Source organism: Pseudomonas sp. 2995-1, from assembly GCF_002742505.1.
GTDB lineage: Bacteria > Pseudomonadota > Gammaproteobacteria > Pseudomonadales > Pseudomonadaceae > Aquipseudomonas > Aquipseudomonas sivasensis.
Map to the genome: position 1 here is coordinate 67,622 of NZ_LJSA01000349.1, position 17,699 is coordinate 85,320.

The 17,699-nt window shown below is 56.7% G+C and carries 22 protein-coding genes and 1 pseudogene; 9 read left to right on the forward strand and 14 right to left on the reverse strand.

Going from position 1 to position 17,699, the window contains the following annotated elements:
* Window positions 1-14: 14 nt before the first annotated feature.
* From AOA61_RS13230 to sctU, 9 genes and pseudogenes are all read left to right on the forward strand, one after another.
* Window positions 15-557: pseudogene (locus AOA61_RS13230) on the forward strand (type III secretion protein); the annotation flags it as partial.
* Window positions 554-1,912 carry a FliI/YscN family ATPase gene (locus tag AOA61_RS13235; protein ID WP_032886089.1) on the forward strand — a complete coding sequence of 453 codons (1,359 nt, stop codon included), beginning with the start codon at window positions 554-556 and terminating at the stop codon, window positions 1,910-1,912. The pseudogene AOA61_RS13230 and the gene AOA61_RS13235, both read left to right, overlap by 4 nt.
* Window positions 1,899-2,327: a YscO family type III secretion system apparatus protein gene (locus AOA61_RS13240; protein ID WP_032886091.1), complete on the forward strand. Its 429-nt coding sequence runs from the start codon at window positions 1,899-1,901 to the stop codon at window positions 2,325-2,327. The genes AOA61_RS13235 and AOA61_RS13240 overlap by 14 nt, the downstream gene beginning before the upstream one ends.
* Complete coding sequence (locus AOA61_RS13245) at window positions 2,324-2,785, forward strand: type III secretion system HrpP C-terminal domain-containing protein (protein WP_099601934.1); 462 nt, start codon at window positions 2,324-2,326, stop codon at window positions 2,783-2,785. Before AOA61_RS13240 ends, AOA61_RS13245 begins: the two co-directional genes overlap by 4 nt.
* A complete protein-coding gene (locus AOA61_RS13250; RefSeq protein ID WP_099601935.1) occupies window positions 2,779-3,795 on the forward strand; it encodes a FliM/FliN family flagellar motor switch protein in 1,017 nt (338 codons plus the stop codon). The genes AOA61_RS13245 and AOA61_RS13250 overlap by 7 nt, the downstream gene beginning before the upstream one ends.
* Window positions 3,792-4,445 carry a type III secretion system export apparatus subunit SctR gene (sctR, locus tag AOA61_RS13255; RefSeq protein WP_032886095.1) on the forward strand — a complete coding sequence of 218 codons (654 nt, stop codon included), beginning with the start codon at window positions 3,792-3,794 and terminating at the stop codon, window positions 4,443-4,445. The genes AOA61_RS13250 and sctR overlap by 4 nt, the downstream gene beginning before the upstream one ends.
* Before the next feature lie 7 nt (window positions 4,446-4,452).
* Window positions 4,453-4,716 carry a type III secretion system export apparatus subunit SctS gene (gene sctS / locus AOA61_RS13260; RefSeq protein WP_032886096.1) on the forward strand — a complete coding sequence of 88 codons (264 nt, stop codon included), beginning with the start codon at window positions 4,453-4,455 and terminating at the stop codon, window positions 4,714-4,716.
* 10 nt (window positions 4,717-4,726) lie between these two features.
* A complete protein-coding gene (sctT, locus tag AOA61_RS13265) occupies window positions 4,727-5,515 on the forward strand; it encodes a type III secretion system export apparatus subunit SctT (RefSeq protein ID WP_032886097.1) in 789 nt (262 codons plus the stop codon).
* On the forward strand, window positions 5,512-6,609 hold the full coding sequence (gene sctU / locus AOA61_RS13270) for a type III secretion system export apparatus subunit SctU (RefSeq protein WP_099601936.1): 1,098 nt from the start codon (window positions 5,512-5,514) through the stop codon (window positions 6,607-6,609). The genes sctT and sctU overlap by 4 nt, the downstream gene beginning before the upstream one ends.
* Here the strand turns inward: sctU and AOA61_RS13275 are convergent, their stop codons facing one another.
* From AOA61_RS13275 to AOA61_RS13340, 14 genes are all read right to left on the reverse strand, one after another.
* On the reverse strand, window positions 6,610-6,960 hold the full coding sequence (locus tag AOA61_RS13275; protein ID WP_032886099.1) for a hypothetical protein: 351 nt from the start codon (window positions 6,958-6,960) through the stop codon (window positions 6,610-6,612).
* Between the two features lie 11 nt (window positions 6,961-6,971).
* Entirely contained in the window at window positions 6,972-7,175 is a 204-nt protein-coding gene (gene hrpT, locus AOA61_RS13280) for an HrpT family type III secretion system protein (protein WP_095183767.1), read from the reverse strand.
* The gene (gene sctC / locus AOA61_RS13285; protein ID WP_099601937.1) at window positions 7,172-9,295 is read right to left on the reverse strand and encodes a type III secretion system outer membrane ring subunit SctC; all 2,124 of its coding nucleotides are present in this window, start codon (window positions 9,293-9,295) and stop codon (window positions 7,172-7,174) included. Before sctC ends, hrpT begins: the two co-directional genes overlap by 4 nt.
* A gap of 14 nt (window positions 9,296-9,309) precedes the next feature.
* Complete coding sequence (locus AOA61_RS13290; protein WP_306668095.1) at window positions 9,310-9,627, reverse strand: type III secretion protein; 318 nt, start codon at window positions 9,625-9,627, stop codon at window positions 9,310-9,312.
* A 76-nt stretch (window positions 9,628-9,703) separates the two neighbouring features.
* The gene (locus AOA61_RS13295) at window positions 9,704-9,922 is read right to left on the reverse strand and encodes a hypothetical protein (RefSeq protein ID WP_099601939.1); all 219 of its coding nucleotides are present in this window, start codon (window positions 9,920-9,922) and stop codon (window positions 9,704-9,706) included.
* Window positions 9,923-10,006: 84 nt separating this feature from the next.
* A complete protein-coding gene (sctL, locus tag AOA61_RS13300) occupies window positions 10,007-10,600 on the reverse strand; it encodes a type III secretion system stator protein SctL (protein ID WP_099601940.1) in 594 nt (197 codons plus the stop codon).
* Between the two features lie 11 nt (window positions 10,601-10,611).
* On the reverse strand, window positions 10,612-11,160 hold the full coding sequence (locus tag AOA61_RS13305) for a type III secretion protein (RefSeq protein WP_099601963.1): 549 nt from the start codon (window positions 11,158-11,160) through the stop codon (window positions 10,612-10,614).
* Window positions 11,161-11,173: 13 nt separating this feature from the next.
* Complete coding sequence (sctJ, locus tag AOA61_RS13310; RefSeq protein ID WP_032886108.1) at window positions 11,174-11,974, reverse strand: type III secretion system inner membrane ring lipoprotein SctJ; 801 nt, start codon at window positions 11,972-11,974, stop codon at window positions 11,174-11,176.
* A gap of 5 nt (window positions 11,975-11,979) precedes the next feature.
* Complete coding sequence (locus AOA61_RS13315) at window positions 11,980-12,348, reverse strand: EscI/YscI/HrpB family type III secretion system inner rod protein (protein WP_099601941.1); 369 nt, start codon at window positions 12,346-12,348, stop codon at window positions 11,980-11,982.
* A 541-nt stretch (window positions 12,349-12,889) separates the two neighbouring features.
* On the reverse strand, window positions 12,890-13,813 hold the full coding sequence (locus AOA61_RS13320) for a sigma 54-interacting transcriptional regulator (RefSeq protein ID WP_099601942.1): 924 nt from the start codon (window positions 13,811-13,813) through the stop codon (window positions 12,890-12,892).
* Between the two features lie 303 nt (window positions 13,814-14,116).
* Window positions 14,117-15,217: a redox-regulated ATPase YchF gene (gene ychF, locus AOA61_RS13325; protein ID WP_099601943.1), complete on the reverse strand. Its 1,101-nt coding sequence runs from the start codon at window positions 15,215-15,217 to the stop codon at window positions 14,117-14,119.
* Between the two features lie 22 nt (window positions 15,218-15,239).
* A complete protein-coding gene (pth, locus tag AOA61_RS13330; protein WP_003171596.1) occupies window positions 15,240-15,824 on the reverse strand; it encodes an aminoacyl-tRNA hydrolase in 585 nt (194 codons plus the stop codon).
* A gap of 167 nt (window positions 15,825-15,991) precedes the next feature.
* Window positions 15,992-16,597, reverse strand: coding sequence for a 50S ribosomal protein L25/general stress protein Ctc (locus AOA61_RS13335; protein WP_032886113.1), 606 nt, complete (start codon window positions 16,595-16,597; stop codon window positions 15,992-15,994).
* Between the two features lie 138 nt (window positions 16,598-16,735).
* Entirely contained in the window at window positions 16,736-17,677 is a 942-nt protein-coding gene (locus AOA61_RS13340) for a ribose-phosphate pyrophosphokinase (protein ID WP_003171603.1), read from the reverse strand.
* Window positions 17,678-17,699 lie beyond the last annotated feature (22 nt).

Consider the following 17,699-nt stretch of genomic DNA (forward strand, 5'->3'; position numbering starts at 1 on the left):
TGCTTGAGTGGGAGCTGAAGTTATCGTCGATCTCCCACTCGCAGCAAAAGCGTTTGATCAGCCTGGTGTTAGTGCTGGCGGTCATCATCATTGTGGTTGGCATGGTTTCCACTGGGGAGCGCGAGGCACAGGCGTCCTTGAAGGCTCCTGTGGTTCAAAAGCACGAATTGGCATCGCCCTTCGAGGTGCGCCAGCAGTTGTTGAAGATGCTCAGCGAGCGGGAGTTGGGTCAGCGCGTCAGCTTGCAAGTGATCAATGGCCAGGTCGCGCTCAATGGCGATGTCTCCCAGGACGAAGTGGAACTGGTGACGCGCATGCTCAGCCGTTTTGGTGAGCAGTTCGACAGCTCGGTGCCGGTGATCAGCCGTGTGCGTGTGCGTGATAACGCACTTCCATTCAGGATTGTTCAGATCGTCGGAGGGCCGAACGGTCACGTTCTCTTGGAAGAGGGCATTCGACTGTTTCTTGGGGACGAAGTGGAAGGGTTGCGACTGGTGCAGATCGATAACGGCAAGGTGGTTTTCGATGGCGAGCAGCGTTACGAGGTGCGCTGGTGAGTGAAGATATGCAGGCACGTCTCCACGCCTGGCAGCAGCGCCAGGCCCAATCACTGATCAGCTTTGCTCCGGTGACGATGCGTGGCCGAATCCAACGCGTCAACGGCATGCTGCTGCAGTGTCGGCTGCCCCACGCGCGCATCGGTGACTTGTGCCAAGTGGAAAAAAATCCAGGCGACTCCATGCTCGCCGAAATCATTGGTTTCGATCAGCAGGACGCGGTGCTCAGTGCCCTGGGAAATTTGGAAGGCGTACGGGTAGGTGCCAGCGTGGAGCGCCTTGGGGTATCGCACCGTGTGCGCGTCAGCGAGGCACTGTTGGGCCAAGTGTTGGATGGGTTCGGACGGCCGATTACAGGGCAGGGCGTGAGTGCGTTTGTCGAGACTGACTTACCGGATACCAGCGCGGTGTTGTGTGAAGCGCCATTGCCCACCGAGCGACCGAGGATCAGCCGGGCGCTGGCTACCGGCGTGCGTTCGATTGATGGGTTGTTGACGCTTGGCGAAGGTCAGCGTGTCGGTCTATTCGCTGGTGCGGGCTGCGGCAAGACCACTTTGCTGGCCGAAATCGCCCGTAACGTGGAGTGCGATGTCATCGTCTTCGGCCTGATCGGTGAGCGGGGGCGGGAGCTGCGCGAGTTTCTCGACCATGAACTGGATGAGCAACTACGTGCCAAAGCCGTGCTGGTGTGCGCCACCTCCGACCGATCGAGCATGGAGCGCGCCCGTGCCGCGTTCACGGCCACGGCGTTGGCCGAGGGGTTCCGGCGCAAGGGGCAGCGGGTATTGCTGCTGATTGATTCGTTGACTCGTTTTGCCAGGGCGCAGCGCGAAATCGGCCTGGCTGCCGGTGAGCCCTTGGGTCGTGGAGGTTTGCCGCCGTCGGTGTACAGCTTGTTACCACGGTTGGTGGAGCGCGCCGGGTTGACCCGTGAGGGCGTGATTACCGCGATCTATACCGTGCTGATTGAGCAGGACTCGATGAATGATCCGGTCGCTGATGAGGTTCGCTCGCTACTCGACGGGCATATCGTGCTGTCGCGCAAATTAGCCGAGCGTGGGCATTACCCGGCGGTGGATGTACTGGCAAGTCTTTCGCGGATATTGAGCAACGTCGCGCAACCCATGGATATCCAGGCGGGTACGGCATTGCGTCGTTTGTTGTCGGCGTACCAGCAGATCGAACTGATGCTCAAATTGGGGGAGTACCAACCAGGCAGCGATCCTCTGACCGATTTGGCGGTGGACAGTCGTCAGGCGGTCGATGGCTTCCTGCGCCAGGATCTGCGTGAGCCGACACCCATGCAAACGACGCTGGAGCAACTCAAGGATCTGACCACTCATGTCCCCTTCTGATGTGCACCTTGGTGAAGTCGAAATGCTGCGGCGCCTGCGCAGGCATAGGGCTGACCGGGCCGAGCGCGCCCTGCGTGAGGCGAAGCGAGCCCAGCAGGCCCTGCTCGCACATATCCAGCGGGCTCAGGATGCGCTTGAACAAACGCGGCAAGAGGAAGCCCGCAAGAGTGCTCAATTGTTCAGTCAACATCAGGGTCAGGTGCTGAGCCTGAAGGCTCTGAAATCGTGGGGTGCGAAGGAGCGATCCCTCTCTGCTAGCACCCAGCGGGACATGGGCCAGTTGGAGGCGTTACGCAGCCAGCAGGGTGAAAGAGAAAGTCGCGTTGGCAGCGCCCAGAAGCAGGTCACCGAGTGCCTGCGGCAGGTAGAAAAACTTCAGGAATTGTCCCGTTTACTTGCTGAGGAACCGACATGACCCAGGTTTCAAATAAACCCACGGAGCGCACACGTCCCCGTGAGCCACGCGAAGATGTTGAGCCACGCGCGACAGGAGGTGTGCCTCTGGAACTCGGGCGAGTGTTCGCCCAACTCTTTACCGACGACGGTAATGCTTCTGGGGCGGGGGCTTCCTTGTCCAGCAAGAAGGCGTCGTCTGACATTGCCATGATCGTGGCACTGACCGAGCAACTGGCGCCTCGTGTGCAGCTCGCTTCGCATTGGCCGTTGCAGGCGGTTTTGTACTTGCCTCGCTTGGGGCGAATCAACGCCAGCGTGCGCCGTGAGCAGGGGGGCTGGGCGATCGAGTTGGAGGCGGAACAGGACGCTACGGCGCGCTGGCTCAGTGGCGTACGCCAGCAGTGTGAGGGTCGCCTCGCAGGAGAGCTGGGCCTTGCGGTGAGCCTGCGTCTGCCTGTCGTCGGTTGCGCATGCTGATGCCGGCACTGACAGTTCCCTTGATGAATGGCGATACGGTTGCCGCCCGCCGTCGATTGGGGCGCGGGCTAAGCCTGCCGTTTCAGGTTGCCGGGCAGGCCGGCGAGTTGCGGCTTGAGCCGGGGCGTGCGCCTGCTGGCGGTGGCAAGCCTGTGTGCTTTGAGACGGCGTGTGGTGTGCTGGCGCTCGATGAAGCAGGGCCGTTGCTCAGCCTGATGAGTGAGTGCCCGATGACCTTGGCCCAGTTTGGCAACGATCCGGATTCCTGGTTCTGGGCGTTGTATCAGTACCACCTGAGCCCCGAGATACGGTCGTTGCTGGGTTATGTGCGCTTGCTGGAAACGGATCGCCCGACGGAGTTTGGCTGTCGGCTCAGCGTGACCCTGGGAGGCTCCCGGGTCGGCGGTTACGTTTGGCTGGCCTGTGAAAGCTTTCTGGCCTTGTGTGAGGCCGGACCGTGGCGTGCCATTGCTGCGCCGATGCCGGCGTCTTTTCAACTGGCCATTGCCGTCACCCTCGGGTGCATGAAGTTACCAATTGCACAACTACGCAGCCTGCGCACCGGTGATGTGTTGGTGTTCGAGCAGAGTTTTTTCCAAGCTCAGGGCACCGGTTATGTACAGGCTGGCAGGCAGCGGCTGCATGGCTGCATTGACGACGACACCAGGCAGTTGTGTCTGACTGTTACATCTATCGAGGACACGTCTGTGGACGAAGATTTTGCACCCCCCCACCACTCGGGACATGAGGAAGAGGAGCCCGTGATGGATGTATTCGGCAATGAGCCGTTCGATGAGTTAAGCATGGCGCTGAACGTACGCTGCGGAACACTGAACCTGACCTTGGGCGAACTGCGTAACCTCGCGCCCGGCTCGGTGCTGGGCATTGCTGGTTATGCTCCCGGTATGGCCGGTCTGTATTACGGCGATCGGCCCATTGGCGTGGGCCAGTTGGTGGAAGTCGACGGGCGCCTGGGGTTGCAGTTGTCCCGTGTGATGTTCGGCCCATGACACTTCAGGGGATAGACCCCCTTATCCTGGCGGTATTTCTGGGGGCATTGGCGTTGATGCCCATGCTGCTGATCATCTGCACATCGTTTTTGAAGATCGTCATTGTGCTGATGATCACCCGCAACGCTATCGGCGTGCAGCAGGTGCCGCCAAGCATGGCCATCAATGGTATTGCGCTGGCGGCCACGCTGTTCATCATGGCGCCGGTTGGCTATGAGATTGCCGAGAGCGTCAAGGTCTCACCCCTGGACATGAGTAACGTGCAAACGTTTCTGCAGACGGGCAGTGAGGCCATCCAACCGTTGCGCGCATTTATGCTGCGCAATGTGGATGCAGATGTATTGACGCATCTGCAGGAAAACACCACGCGCCTGTGGCCTGAGCAAATGGCGCGGGAGGTGCAGCGCGAAGACCTGATCCTGCTGATTCCGGCGTTCGTACTGTCGCAACTGCAGGCAGGGTTCGAGATCGGCTTCCTGATCTACATTCCCTTCATCGTGATCGACCTGATTGTCTCCAACCTGCTGCTGGCACTGGGCATGCAAATGGTCTCGCCAATGACCATTTCCCTGCCACTCAAATTGCTGTTGTTCGTGCTGGTGTCCGGCTGGTCGCGGTTGCTCGACAGCTTGTTCCTTTCCTATCTATGAGTGGCGTATGGAACCGATCGTGCTGTTCAAGCAGGGCATGTTGCTGGTGGTGGTGCTGTCGGCGCCACCGTTGATTGTGGCTGTGGTGGTGGGGGTGCTGACATCCCTGGTGCAAGCACTGATGCAGATCCAGGACCAGACGCTGCCGTTTGGCATCAAGCTGGTGGCAGTAGGGATCACATTGATCCTGACGGGACGCTGGATTGGCGTGGAGTTGATCCAACTGATCAATTTGACCTTCGACATGATTGGCCGCTCGGCCCTGAACTGAGGTCTCGCCTGTGTTGCTCTATCTCGACTACCTGCCCAGCCTGGTCATCGGCATGGCACGTATCTACCCCTGTTGCATCCTGGTGGCTGCGTTCTGTTTCCAGCATATACGCGGCATGCTCAGGCACGTCCTTGTGATGGTCATGGCGCTGATGCCGGCGCCGGGCATTCACGCAATGTTGGAGGGCCAGGACTACTCGGCGATGATACTCGCGGCGCTGATAATCAAGGAGGTAGCGCTGGGTTTGTTGCTGGGGGTGCTGCTGGCGATGCCGTTCTGGATGTTCGAAGCGGTGGGCGCGCTATTGGATAACCAGCGCGGGGCCTTGGCGGGTGGTCAGCTCAATCCTTCACTGGGTCCGGACGCCACACCGATTGGACATCTGTTCAAGCAATTGGCGATTTTTCTATTGATGGTGACGTTGGGGTTAGGCGCATTGACCCAGGTGATCTGGGACAGTTACCTGATCTGGCCACCCACCGTGTGGTTTCCACTCCCTGCACCGAATGGCATGAGCGTATTCCTCGGCCTGCTTGGGGACACCTTCATGCATATGATGCTCTACGCAGCACCCTTTATTGCGGTGCTGCTGTTGCTGGAGTTCGGCATTGCGCTGCTGGGGGTCTACAGCCAGCAGTTACAGGTGAGTACGCTGGCACCTCCCGTGAAGTGTCTGGCGGGTATCGGTATTCTGCTGTTGTACTTTGCGCTGCTGCAGGACCTGATCGTTGGACGTATGAGCCAGTTGGATGATCTGAAACACTCGCTGGGCCTTTTATTTAAGGCCTCAATGCCATGAGTGATTCGGGGGAAAAAAAGCACCCGGCTTCAGCCAAGAAATTGCGCGATCAGCGTAAAAAAGGCCAGGTTGCTCAAAGTCAGGATGTGGCCAAGTTGCTGGTGCTGGCCGCCATCAGTGAAATTGCCTTATTCACCGCCGAGAGCAGCTTGCAGCGTTTCCAGCAATTGATGGTGTTGCCGATCTCACGTCTTGACCAGCCCTTTGTGCGGGCGCTGGAAGAAGTGCTGTTTGAAAGCCTGGTGGTGTTTTTCTCATTCGGCCTGTTGATGGCCGGCGTAGCGATTGCCACCAAGCTGATCAGCAGTTGGATGCAATTCGGTCTGCTGTTTGCCCCGGAAACACTGAAGCTCGATTTCAATCGCCTCAACCCGATCAGTCAATTCAAGCAATTTTTTTCTGCCCAGTCGCTAATGACGCTGTTGATGAGCATCGTCAAAGCCGTGCTTTTGGGTGTGATCGTGTATGTAGTGGTCTGGCCTTCTCTTGGGGCGTTGATCAACCTTGCCAACAGCGATCTGCAAAGTTACCTCCTGGCACTGATCGCATTGTTCCGCTACCTGCTGCATGCCTGTCTTGGGCTATTGCTGATACTGGCAATTCTCGACTTTACATTGCAGAAGCACTTCTTCGCCAAGCGCATGCGCATGACGCAAGTCGAGGTTGTCAAAGAGTACAAGGACATGGAAGGCGACCCCCATGTGAAGGGCCAACGTCGTGCATTGGCGCAGCAATTGGCCCAGGAAGAACCGAAGGTCAAGCTGCCCAAGCTGGAAGAGGCCGATATGTTGGTGGTCAACCCGACCCACTTTGCAGTCGCCTTGTATTACCGCCCCGGCACGACGCCGCTGCCGTTGTTGGTGAGCAAAGGTACGGATGCCGTGGCCCGCCAATTAATTGTGCAGGCGAAGGCCGCCGAGGTGCCGGTCATCCAATGTGTATGGCTGGCCCGGTTGCTCTACACAAAGGAGTTGGGCGCAAGCATTCCCCGTGAAACCTTGCAGGCTGTGGCGCTGATCTACCGCACCTTGCGTGAACTCGATGATGAAGCCAAACGCGAAACCTTGGAGTTGCCAGAGTTGGAGCGGCGCTGATCAGCGACCGGAACTTGTGTCCAAGGCTTCGAGATTGGCCAGCGATAGCATCCGGCTGAGGATCCTGTCGAGCGCGCTACGCGGTGCGGACAGTGCGTGCCAGATTACCAAGGTGTGTTGGGCGTCGAGGTAGATAAAACAGCCATCAAATACGACGGCCTGCTCAAAGCGCCGCTCCAGCATCCGCTGCAATTGCCCGGCCTGCAACGCTTCACGCGCCACCTGCAACGCCAGCCCCGAACGCTTGCCTGCGTGCAGTGCACAGGCCGTGATACCGGGAGCGAGTGCCAGGTGAGCGGCAGCGCCGCTCACCAGGTTGTCCAGAAATACCTGGCGTTGAGTGTCGGGCATTTCTTGGAGACTCACCGTTCCAGCGAGATGGTCTGGTAGTCCGCCCGTTCCCCGGCGGGGCCAGGTTCGGCGCGCATCTGAGGTGGCCACCAGATCACCATCTTGTCTTTGCTCGATTGAGGGCGTGAGCAGGAGTCGCCCTTGCAGGTGGGCGTGCAGCCGGCGACGAGCAGTGCCGTGCCGATCAGGGTGACGCACAATAGGCGATGTTTCATGGCGTGGCCTTCGGAGCAGGAGTGATCAAGGAGGGGCGGGGCACGCTGAGGTGTTCATCCTTCACCACTGGGCGCATGGCGATAAATACCTCGGCTTCTTCACCCGGCTTCAGCCAGGCCCGCGGCCACACGCTCACAGCCAGGGTCTGCGGCGTGCTGCATTCATTTTCGTCAATACGGGCATAGCGCTTGGACTGGTTGCTCAGCACTACCACCGCCACGTTGTAATCCGGGCCGGTGTACCACTGGCTGCGTTCGGTGTTCAGTGCCAGGATGTCGCGGGTGCTGCACAAGGTGTTCAGCCCCAGTGGCATTGGCGCAGACTTGAAGCCCTTGGGGATTTCACCACTGACCATATGCGCCAGTGTGCTGATGATATCGCTGCGCTTTATCACGGGCGGGTGAGGGGCATCGCGCCTGGCCAGAGGTGCAAGGGCCGCTTGCAATTCGACCTGGTCCGCCTGGGGCAGGTAGCGTGAAGGGTCTGCTTGATCGCCAATGACGCGCGGAGTGAGGATGAACAAGCGTTCACGCCGGTTGTTCTGCCGTTCGGTCGACGAAAACAGCGCCTTGCCTATGAATGGAATATCGCCCAGCAAGGGCACCTTGTTGCGCTGGTCGCTGCTTTCGGTGACGTGGAAGCCTCCGACCACCAGCGAGCGTTTTTCCTCCATGACCGCCTGGGTGCTGACCTTGCCTCGGCGCACATCCAGATTGCCGGGAGATGGGTTGGTTTCGTCGAAATTACCGTCTTCAATATCCACCGCCAGGTGGATCTGGTGACCGCCACGGCTGGTGATGACACGGGGAACAACCTGGAAACTGGTGCCCACAGTGACCGGTAAAATGGTGGCGTTCTCTCGACCCGGTGTCAGGTATTGGGTGCGATTGAAGTCAATTACCGCCGGTTGGTTTTCCAGCGTGAGAACGGAGGGGTTGGACACCATGCTTGCCAACCCTTTGGCTTCCAGCGCGCGTATATCCGCGTAGAAGCGCTCGCGGTTTTCAATCGACAGCTGCGACGAAGTGCCCGGAGCCATATTGACGCCGCCGCGGAACCGACTGTTCTGAAAGCCCCAGTTCACCCCGAACTCTCGCAATTGCGTGCGCTCGATATCGAGAATAATCGCGTCGATTTCCACCAGTTTGCGCGCGACATCGAGTTGGGTGATCAGCTCGCGGTACATGGCCAGGCGTTCAGGCAGGTCGTAAATCAGCACGGCGTTGTTGCGCACATCGGCTTCAACGCGAATTCGGCTGCCAGGCGCCGCAGCGCGCGGTGTGAGTGCGGGGGGAGCGTCCAACGGCGCGGTATGGCCGTTTGCACCCAGCATTTGCCCCAGCAACGGGTTGCCCAATCTTGGGATGTTCGGCACGAGGGGCGCAGGCTGTGACGTGGAGCCCTGATTCAGTCGATTGAGGGTCGAGTTGGCGCGCGGCTCCAGTAACCCTCGCAAAATGCTCGCAACACCCGGAATGTTGAGTTTCTCGCCGCGATAATCCACTTGCCGGTCCGTTGCATTGGCAAACTTGAGCGGGAAGCTCAACACACTCTGTTTTTCATCCGGCGAACGACGCTGACTGCTGAACTGTTTGATTTGCTCGATATAGCGACGAGGGCCAGATACGAGTACTACGCCGTCCTCTGGTAACTCACCCCAACCGAAGCGGCTATCGAGCAAGCCGATATCCGTGAGCGCCTGCTTGAGATCGGCAATGGTCTCGGAAGAGACTTCCAGGCGCGCAGACTCTTGCTGGTCCAGCGTGCTGATATAGAGGGTGTTGTTGTACATGTACCACTGGAAACGGTGTTCCACCCCCAACCTGTCGAGCATCGATTGCGGGGTGTTAGCGCGGATCTTGCCATTGACGTTGCCCTCCAGCAGCCCCTCGACTTGCAGTTGAGTACCAAAGGCTTGAGCGAAATCGACGAGCACGTCACGCAAGGGCTTATGTTCTGCCTCATAAGCGTAAGCGGTGTTTTTCCAATCGGAAGGGATGGCGGCCAATGCGGTGTGTGCCGGGATCAGCAGCCAGGAAAGCAGAATAGCGTTACGCCAGGGAAATTCTTTGGGCGAAGCACGGCGTAAGCGACTGTGCTCATGGTTCTTGTTATGCATTGTCGGTTCTCGGGTTAGTACGACAGTGAGCGTAGCGAGGTGGGTTTGAGGTTTTGAGTCGGGCGAGCAAAGCGCGCGACTGTGGCGCGCCAGGTGTCGCGTTGGTTCAGCAGGGCCTCAAGGCAACCGAGGACGTAAGCCTCTCCCTGCCCACCTGGCAGTTTCTGAATCAGCCATAAAGCGCCGCTGTCAACTTTTTGAGCCAGTGCGCCATGGAAATGATTCAGGCTGGCCGCGCCCAGGCGCATCCAGTGCTGCAAGGTGGTGGTGTCTGCGCGGATTGAGGTCAGTTGAGCGCTAAGTAACAAAGCGTCTCCCTGACGTTTCAGCATGATTTGGTCATCACCCTCAAACAAACTGAGTTGTTCTCTACAGCCACTTAACCAATCACGAACTAGCGATTGCATGTTATTGGAAACTCTCAAAAGTACTTTTGAGCAACATATGCGAAACGCGGTTATGTTCCAGATACGCCATTTGGGAAAGGGTGTTCTTGACGGCAAGTTCATAGAATAATTCAGCGTCAGCCCCGTCTTTAGAGCCGTTGCTTGAACTCTGCCTATACAGCTTGTGGGCAATACTGCTGCTTCTTGAAAGTTCTTGTGAAAGATTGTTGGAAAGACTCATGGGCGTTCCTTTGTCTTGGGTGGACGTGCATGGGTGGATCAATTGTTGTTAAGTAGCGTTGTGCAGGACGCCAGGCGGATTCAATTAAATGTCTATCCGGTATTCCTTTGCGTGATTGAAAAAAGCATCGAGCATCGAGTGCCAGCTAATACGGAAATCACCCTCATCGGTTTTCAATACAAGGGTCTGCGCAGGGATTGTTTCGTCGGGCTGAAGCTTCCAGAGTGTTGCCTGTTGATTGGCGAGACACTGTTTTATCTCCTCAATGTCCTGTGGGTGACAGAGCAGCGAGGCGTTGATCTCATGAATCTGGTTTGCCAGTAGTTGCCTCAGAAGGGCGGCCAGCCGCTCGGGGGGCACCGTGTCGTCAAGCAGGCGGCGAATCGCCTGGTTGGTGATTGATGTTGCATACACCTCCAGGTTGTCACACATCGCTTGACGGTCACGCTCCCAGCGCTTGAGTTGGGCGTCTGCGCGTTGCCAGACATCCAGGGACGCCTTTTCCAGCAGCATTTCGCATCGCTTCTCTGCCTGGATTACCAGTTCATCAGCCTGTGCCTTGGCGCGACTGATGAGTTGGTTAGCGTGTGCCCAGTTTGCAAGCTCTTCCCGGGGGATCAGGCAACGCGGCAATTCCGAAGCATCCTTGAGCAACTCAATGGTGTGTCGGCATAACATCGCTGTTTTCCTTACGCGTTCGGGTCAGGTGACAGGGGGGCGTTTGCCAATGTCGTCACGCGCCAGACTACGGCTTGCCATAGCGTGTTCAGTCGACTGCTTGCGTTTTCGAGTGAGACGGTACTTTTCTCAACCGCCTGTACGCGGTTACGGGGGAATCTCAGTCGAAGGCGCCGCCAGGTATCGGGCTCTACCCAGCTGGAGAGCAATTGCAATGGATCAGCATCGTGCGACAGCATGGTAGGGGGCAGCGCCTTGGATAAACGCATGCACCACAGGTGCTGACTCTCGCTCAACGGCGTCGCCGCTTCAGGATTGAACGTGTCGTGAACCAGTGTCAGCGCCAGGTTGAGTTGTTCAGTTGAAGCAAGGGCCAAGCGAAGTACCGTCGGGTGAGGGGCAGGAGGCAAGCACGCAACAATGCCAGTGAGGTCGTCCGGCGCGGACCCCCTGTTGCGATAAAGCACTTTAATTGCGGGGTACTTGTCGCCCCTCCAGTCCTCGTGGGCGTGCCTCCAGGGGAACGCCCACCATTGAGCCCAGGCCAGATGTTCACTCATGGAGTGATCCAGCTCAGGTGTCATGAGAGGTGCCATCCTGTTCGTGGGCTATGCGCGGCTCTTGCGGAGGATGCTGGCGGCGGCTGAACAGGAATAGCCCGGCAACCAAGGAGGACGCCACGCCAAGCAGTACCGCGATAACACTGCCTCGCCAAAACCCAAGATCATCGCTTGGCACCAGGAAAGGGCCGAAATACACCAGCCGCTGCTGCTCCTGGTAGGTGGTGGCAGGTACAAAGATCACGCTGAGTTTTTGCAGGTTATCCACTGCAGTGGTCATGCCTGGAATGCTGCTCGCCACCATCCTGCGAACGCGCGCGCGAATATTATCGGGATCCAGCCGTGGGTCATGCTTAATGAATACTGACGCTGAAGCGGGCTGGACTGGTTCTCCCGGTGCGATGCGTTCGGGCAATACCACGTGCACCCGGGCAATAATTACCCCGTCAATGTTGGATAAGGTGGCTTCAAGCTCCTGGGATAAGGCGTAGATATAGCGTGCTCGTTCTTCCAGTGGAGTGGAAATAACCCCTTCCTTGCGAAAGGTATCGCCCAGCGTGGTTCGTGCCACTCTAGGTAATCCTGCGGCTTCCAATGTACGTACGGCACGCCCGATATCGGCGGTGTTAACCGCCACGACGACACCGTCTTTGGACGGGATTTTTTGGGCGCGAATATGTTTGTCTGCCAATTCCGCTACCACTTCATTGGCTTCTTGCTCAGAAAGCTGTCGATGAAGTTCAACGCGGTCGCTGCAACCGTTTAGCATGAATGCAAAAGTCAGAAGTAGGGCGGCAGGCAGGTATTTAGTCATGTTCACTATTGCAGGTTACAGATTTTGTCGATGCATTGGCTTGTCTTGCCAAGGCTCTTTACTAAAAGTTGGGTCGTTAGCGCTACATTAGAAAGTTCCTGCGGATACTCTCTGAACTTGTCAGCGTCCATCCCTTTACTTGATGATTTCAACGCGCGTGCAAGGCGATCTTTGGCATCTACGATATGTTTTGATGGCTCTGTCAGCATGGCCAATACAGTATGGTTGGCGGAGGCAGGCGTGTTTGATATCGAACCTTCGAGCATTGAGGTGAAGAAACCAACATCCGTACTAGAAGCTGAAGGTTCCCGTGTGACGCCCGTGTTGCTGTGAAGTTTGTTTGGCGTTGAAAAGTCAAATGCTTCTATCTGCATATAGGGCCTGCGGTGAGGTGTCTGAAGCAGGTTCTTGATAATGGCTGATGCCGCATTTATTACATCGACTCATATGACAACCTCCCCGGCTAATGAGCCAGGGAGGTAATCATGTTACGAGCGAATTTCTTTAGCCGCGGCGTACAAGCCCGAAATCATCTTTGATTTCAAACTTTCTTGGAACGTAAGCTCGGCGACTTCCTCTGCGCGTTCAGAAGCGGAACGGGAACCACTGCCACTCTGTACTCCATCGAGTTCACTGGACATCATGCTGTTGCCGTATGCGTATCCACCGTATGAACTGCTACCGGATATACCATTCATAATAAGACTCCGATTTGGATATTTTGAACGTTGATTCACGTGTCGTGAGCCAAGCCCTGATGTCTGGAACTTTTTGTAACTTGAACCAGGCTTTGAATATGTGGCTCGCAACGCTAAAGCGTTCCTGATATGTCTATGGCTAGATATTTCTGGATGATTGGAGTGCTGAGGGTAGAAGCATGGCCCCCTTACTTAGCCTTTAATGAGCTCTGTGTCCTCAAGCCAATGAGATGTCCAATTGTTTCATCCTGTAGTACAGCGTGCGCTTCGCAATACCCAACTCAATCGCCACGGTATCCACGCAGTAGAGATGGCGGCACAAGGACTCTTCAATCAATGCCCTTTCAATGTGCTGCAGGCGTGCCTTAAGGTTCATTTGGTTATCCTGCAACTGGCTCGACGACGTCGAAAGCGGTGGCAGGCCCAGCACGAATCTTTTGGCCGTCGAGCGTAGTTCACGAACATTGCCTAGCCAGGGGTGGCACAGCAGCTGTTGCAACAGCCCACCAGGCGGTGGCGGGGCATTGCATTTGAACTGGGCAGCTTCTTGTTGGATCATTTCCAGAAACAGCGGGATGATGCGTTCTCGCCTATCGCGCAGCGGCGGGAGCTGGATGTTGACGACATTCAGGCGAAAGTACAGGTCACGCCTGAAAGTGCCGTGCTCGACCATCTGATAAAGCGAATGCTGTGCGGACGCGATGACACGCATGTCCACCGGGATAAAACGGGTTGAGCCCAAGCGCTCCACCCCACGCGACTCCAGCACCCGTAGCAGTTTGGCTTGCAAGCACAATGGCATGCTGTCGATTTCGTCGAGGTACAGGGTACCTAGATGGGCGGCTTCGACAAATCCGGCCCGTGATTGCATTGCCCCGGTATAAGCACCGCTGTTGACTCCGAACAATTGGCTTTCTGCGAGGCTTTCAGGAATAGCTGCGCAGTTCACGGCAACAAAATTACCCCGTCGTCCCGATAAGCGATGAACCCGTTGTGCCAATGTATCTTTGCCAGTACCGGTTTCCCCCAGTAGTAAAATGTCAATGTTGAGGGATGCCGTACTGTTAAGTGTATTTTCAATATCCGGGCCATCATTGAGTAAGATGGTCGATTCATTTTCCCCATTAGAGTGGGCCGGCATTCACTGGGCGCTCCATTGTTGCGAGTGTTTCACTGTTTAACGGCGTTATCCAGACGCCGATCGCTAAAGTGAAGCGTATAAGGATTATGATGTGCGCTTAAAGCGGGTATGTACTGCAATGGTGTAGGAAAACATCGTTGGTTATAGCTATTTAGTTGTTTGAGTGTTGTTGTATCTATAAACCTGGGAAGTGAGTAGGGGGAATCTGATAATTGAGCGTGGGTGTTTTCTTTGTCTGAGTTTTAATCGTCGCCCACAAAAAAGCCGATGCATTGCATCGGCTTTTTTATTTGCGGCGGCTGCTTACACGTTAAAGCGGAAGTGCATCACGTCGCCATCCTTGACGATATATTCCTTACCTTCCAAGCGCCACTTACCGGCTTCCTTGGCACCGGCTTCACCTTTAAATTGGATGAAGTCGTTGTAGGCGATCACTTCTGCGCGGATAAAGCCTTTTTCAAAGTCGGTGTGGATCACGCCAGCAGCTTGTGGCGCGGTGGCGCCGACCTTGACGGTCCAAGCGCGGACTTCTTCGACACCAGCGGTGAAGTAAGTCTGCAGGTTGAGCATTTCGTAGCCGGCGCGGATCACGCGGTTCAGACCTGGTTCTTCCAGGCCCAGGGCCTCGAGGAACATGTCTTTTTCTTCGCCGTCATCAAGCTCGGCGATTTCCGCTTCGATCTTGTTGCAAACCGGCACCACGATGGCGCCTTCTTCGTCGGCGATGGCCTTGACCACGTCGAGCAACGGGTTGTTCTCGAAACCGTCTTCAGCCACGTTGGCGATGTACATCACTGGCTTGGTGGTCAGCAGGTGGAAGCCCTTGATCACGGCCTTCTCGTCAGCGCCCATGCTTTTCATCAGGCTGCGTGCCGGCTTGCCCTCGGTGAAGTGCGCGATCAACTGTTCCAACAGGCCTTTCTGGATCACGGCGTCTTTGTCGCCTCCCTTGGCGTTGCGCGCGACTTTCTGCAGTTGCTTCTCGCAGCTGTCGAGGTCAGCGAAGATCAATTCCAAGTCAATGATCTCGATGTCGCGTTTCGGGTCGACGCTATTGGAGACGTGAATCACGTTCTCGTCTTCAAAGCAGCGGACCACGTGGGCGATGGCATCGGTTTCGCGGATGTTGGCCAGGAATTTGTTGCCCAGGCCTTCACCTTTCGATGCGCCGGCTACCAGGCCTGCGATGTCGACGAACTCCATGGTGGTCGGCAGTACACGCTTCGGATTGACGATCGCTGCCAGAGCGTCCAGGCGTGTATCCGGCATCGGCACGATACCGCTGTTAGGCTCGATGGTGCAGAAGGGGAAGTTCTCCGCCGCAATACCGGACTTGGTCAAAGCGTTGAACAAGGTGGATTTGCCGACGTTGGGCAGGCCGACGATGCCGCAATTGAATCCCATGGTGTTTCCCCTCGGAAAAAAGTCAGGCCTTCTGGCTGTGCAGGTTTTTCATCGCGCGGTTCCATTCACCGGCGAAGATATCCGGCAGCACGCCGAGGGCAAAGTCGATGCTGGCATCGAGTTTTTCCTGTTCGGCGCGTGGCGCACGACCCAGGACGAAATTTGAAACCATACTCGCAACGCCTGGGTGGCCAATGCCGAGCCGCAGACGGTAAAAATTATTCTGATTACCCAACTGCGCGATGATGTCGCGCAGGCCGTTGTGCCCGCCGTGCCCGCCGCCAAGCTTGAGCTTGGCTACGCCGGGTGGCAGATCCAGTTCGTCATGGGCCACCAGGATTTCTTCGGGTTTGATTCGAAAGAAGCCCGCAAGCGCCGCAACAGCTTGGCCGCTGCGGTTCATGTAGGTGGTGGGAATCAGCAGACGAACATCCTGACCCTGGTGCGAAAAGCGCCCGGTCAGGCCAAAATATTTGCGATCGGCCGCCAGGTTTACACCTTGGGCATGGGCGATACGCTCAACAAAAAGGGCCCCCGCGTTATGCCGGGTCTGTTCGTATTCGGCGCCTGGATTTCCCAGGCCAACGATCAGTTTAATGGCAGTCACGACAGGGGCCCTTCCTTTGGAGTTGTGGATAACATCGCCTGACCGGAGTGCGGCGAAAGTGGACGACAGGAGCTCACTTATCCAGAGATAAACTTCGCGTTATCGCCCGCTTTCTCGCTACGTTTCGGTCCGCGATGTTTCCTCAAGCTCCGATGCCGCAGAGAGCATTACTCTGCAGCGGTTTCGCCTGCTTCATCTTCTGCTACAACACGTGGCGCGTGGACGTTGGCAACAGCCTTGTCGTCGTTGTGAGCCAGTGCAACGAACTCAACGCCTTTAGGGGCCTTGAGGTCGGACAGGTGAATGATGGTGCCGATTTCAGCAGCCGACAGGTCGACTTCGATGAACTCAGGCAGATCTTTCGGCAGGCAGCTTACTTCCAGCTCGGTAGTGGTGTGGGAAACAACGCCACCTTTCTTGACCGGAGCTTCTTCACCAACAAAGTGCACAGGTACGATAGCGGTCAGTTTCTGGCCGGCTACGACACGTACGAAGTCAGCGTGCAGGACGTGACCCTTGGATGGGTGACGTTGCAGAGCTTTGATGATGACGTTTTGCTTTTTGCCGCCAACGTTCAGTTCGATAACGTGGCTGTAGGCAGCATCGTTTTCGAGCAGTTTGGCAACTTCTTTAGCCAGCATGCTGATGGATTCAGGGGCTTTTTCGCCACCGTAAACTACAGCTGGAACCAGGCTTGCGAGACGACGCAGGCGGCGGCTCGCACCTTTCCCCAGGTCGGAACGCACTTCAGCATTCAGAGTAAAATCGTTCATGTTGTATCTCCAAAATAACCACATTCGCCCCAGCGTTTGCGACCAGCGCTAAAGGCGATATGGGCAAAAAAGCCCCGCCCCAGCAGAATGCTGGGGCGGGGCGCTTTTCGTCAGTGAGGTGATCCGAAGGTTTGACCCTTAGCGGAACATCGCGCTGATCGATTCTTCATTGCTGATGCGGCGAACCGCTTCGGCAACTACCGGTGCGATATCCAGTTGACGGATACGCGCACAGGCTTGTGCAGCAGCGGACAAAGGGATGGTGTTAGTCACCACCAGTTCGTCCAGCACAGAGTTCTCGATGTTCTCGATCGCGCGGCCCGACAGCACAGGGTGTGTGCAGTAGGCGAACACTTTTGCAGCACCGTGCTCTTTCAAGGCTTTCGCCGCGTGGCACAGGGTGCCGGCGGTGTCGACCATGTCATCAACCAGAATACAGGTACGCCCTTCGACATCACCGATGATATGCATCACTTCAGAGTGATTGGCTTTCTCGCGGCGTTTGTCGATGATCCCGAGATCAACGCCCAGGGATTTGGCAACAGCCCGTGCACGCACGACGCCACCAATGTCCGGGGACACGATCATCAGGTTTTCAAAGCGCTGGTCTTCGATGTCGTCCACCAGTACTGGCGAGCCGTAGATGTTATCTACTGGAATATCGAAGAACCCCTGGATTTGGTCAGCGTGCAGGTCAACCGTAAGAACACGATCGATACCTACCACGGTGAGCATGTCAGCAACGACTTTCGCACTGATAGCCACACGTGCGGAACGCGGACGGCGATCCTGACGGGCATAACCAAAGTAAGGGATTACAGCTGTGATTCGAGTCGCTGAGGAGCGGCGGAAGGCATCAGCCATCACGACTAGTTCCATCAGGTTATCGTTGGTCGGAGCGCAGGTCGGCTGAATAATGAATACGTCTTTACCGCGGACGTTTTCATTGATCTCGGCTGTAATTTCGCCGTCGGAAAATTTACCGACAGAGATGTCACCGAGAGGGATATGCAGCTGACGTACGACACGTCGAGCCAGATCGGGGTTGGCGTTCCCCGTAAAGACCATCATCTTGGACACGCGCAGTACCTAGAGGCTGAGG

What these genes read in the sequence shown, in the direction of transcription:
- AOA61_RS13320 (WP_099601942.1), bottom strand. Translation starts at nt 13,813, where the DNA reads ATGCCGGCCCACTCTAATGGGGAAAATGAATCGACCATCTTACTCAAT.
- AOA61_RS13290 (WP_306668095.1), bottom strand. Translation starts at nt 9,627, where the DNA reads ATGCTGAAACGTCAGGGAGACGCTTTGTTACTTAGCGCTCAACTGACC.
- AOA61_RS13275 (WP_032886099.1), bottom strand. Translation starts at nt 6,960, where the DNA reads ATGCCCGACACTCAACGCCAGGTATTTCTGGACAACCTGGTGAGCGGC.
- hrpT (WP_095183767.1), bottom strand. Translation starts at nt 7,175, where the DNA reads ATGAAACATCGCCTATTGTGCGTCACCCTGATCGGCACGGCACTGCTC.
- AOA61_RS13245 (WP_099601934.1), top strand. Translation starts at nt 2,324, where the DNA reads ATGACCCAGGTTTCAAATAAACCCACGGAGCGCACACGTCCCCGTGAG.
- AOA61_RS13305 (WP_099601963.1), bottom strand. Translation starts at nt 11,160, where the DNA reads ATGAGTGAACATCTGGCCTGGGCTCAATGGTGGGCGTTCCCCTGGAGG.
- sctC (WP_099601937.1), bottom strand. Translation starts at nt 9,295, where the DNA reads ATGCATAACAAGAACCATGAGCACAGTCGCTTACGCCGTGCTTCGCCC.
- sctS (WP_032886096.1), top strand. Translation starts at nt 4,453, where the DNA reads ATGGAACCGATCGTGCTGTTCAAGCAGGGCATGTTGCTGGTGGTGGTG.
- AOA61_RS13315 (WP_099601941.1), bottom strand. Translation starts at nt 12,348, where the DNA reads ATGCAGATAGAAGCATTTGACTTTTCAACGCCAAACAAACTTCACAGC.
- AOA61_RS13295 (WP_099601939.1), bottom strand. Translation starts at nt 9,922, where the DNA reads ATGAGTCTTTCCAACAATCTTTCACAAGAACTTTCAAGAAGCAGCAGT.
- ychF (WP_099601943.1), bottom strand. Translation starts at nt 15,217, where the DNA reads ATGGGATTCAATTGCGGCATCGTCGGCCTGCCCAACGTCGGCAAATCC.
- sctJ (WP_032886108.1), bottom strand. Translation starts at nt 11,974, where the DNA reads ATGACTAAATACCTGCCTGCCGCCCTACTTCTGACTTTTGCATTCATG.
- AOA61_RS13335 (WP_032886113.1), bottom strand. Translation starts at nt 16,597, where the DNA reads ATGAACGATTTTACTCTGAATGCTGAAGTGCGTTCCGACCTGGGGAAA.
- sctR (WP_032886095.1), top strand. Translation starts at nt 3,792, where the DNA reads ATGACACTTCAGGGGATAGACCCCCTTATCCTGGCGGTATTTCTGGGG.
- AOA61_RS13250 (WP_099601935.1), top strand. Translation starts at nt 2,779, where the DNA reads ATGCTGATGCCGGCACTGACAGTTCCCTTGATGAATGGCGATACGGTT.
- sctL (WP_099601940.1), bottom strand. Translation starts at nt 10,600, where the DNA reads ATGTTATGCCGACACACCATTGAGTTGCTCAAGGATGCTTCGGAATTG.
- sctU (WP_099601936.1), top strand. Translation starts at nt 5,512, where the DNA reads ATGAGTGATTCGGGGGAAAAAAAGCACCCGGCTTCAGCCAAGAAATTG.
- AOA61_RS13240 (WP_032886091.1), top strand. Translation starts at nt 1,899, where the DNA reads ATGTCCCCTTCTGATGTGCACCTTGGTGAAGTCGAAATGCTGCGGCGC.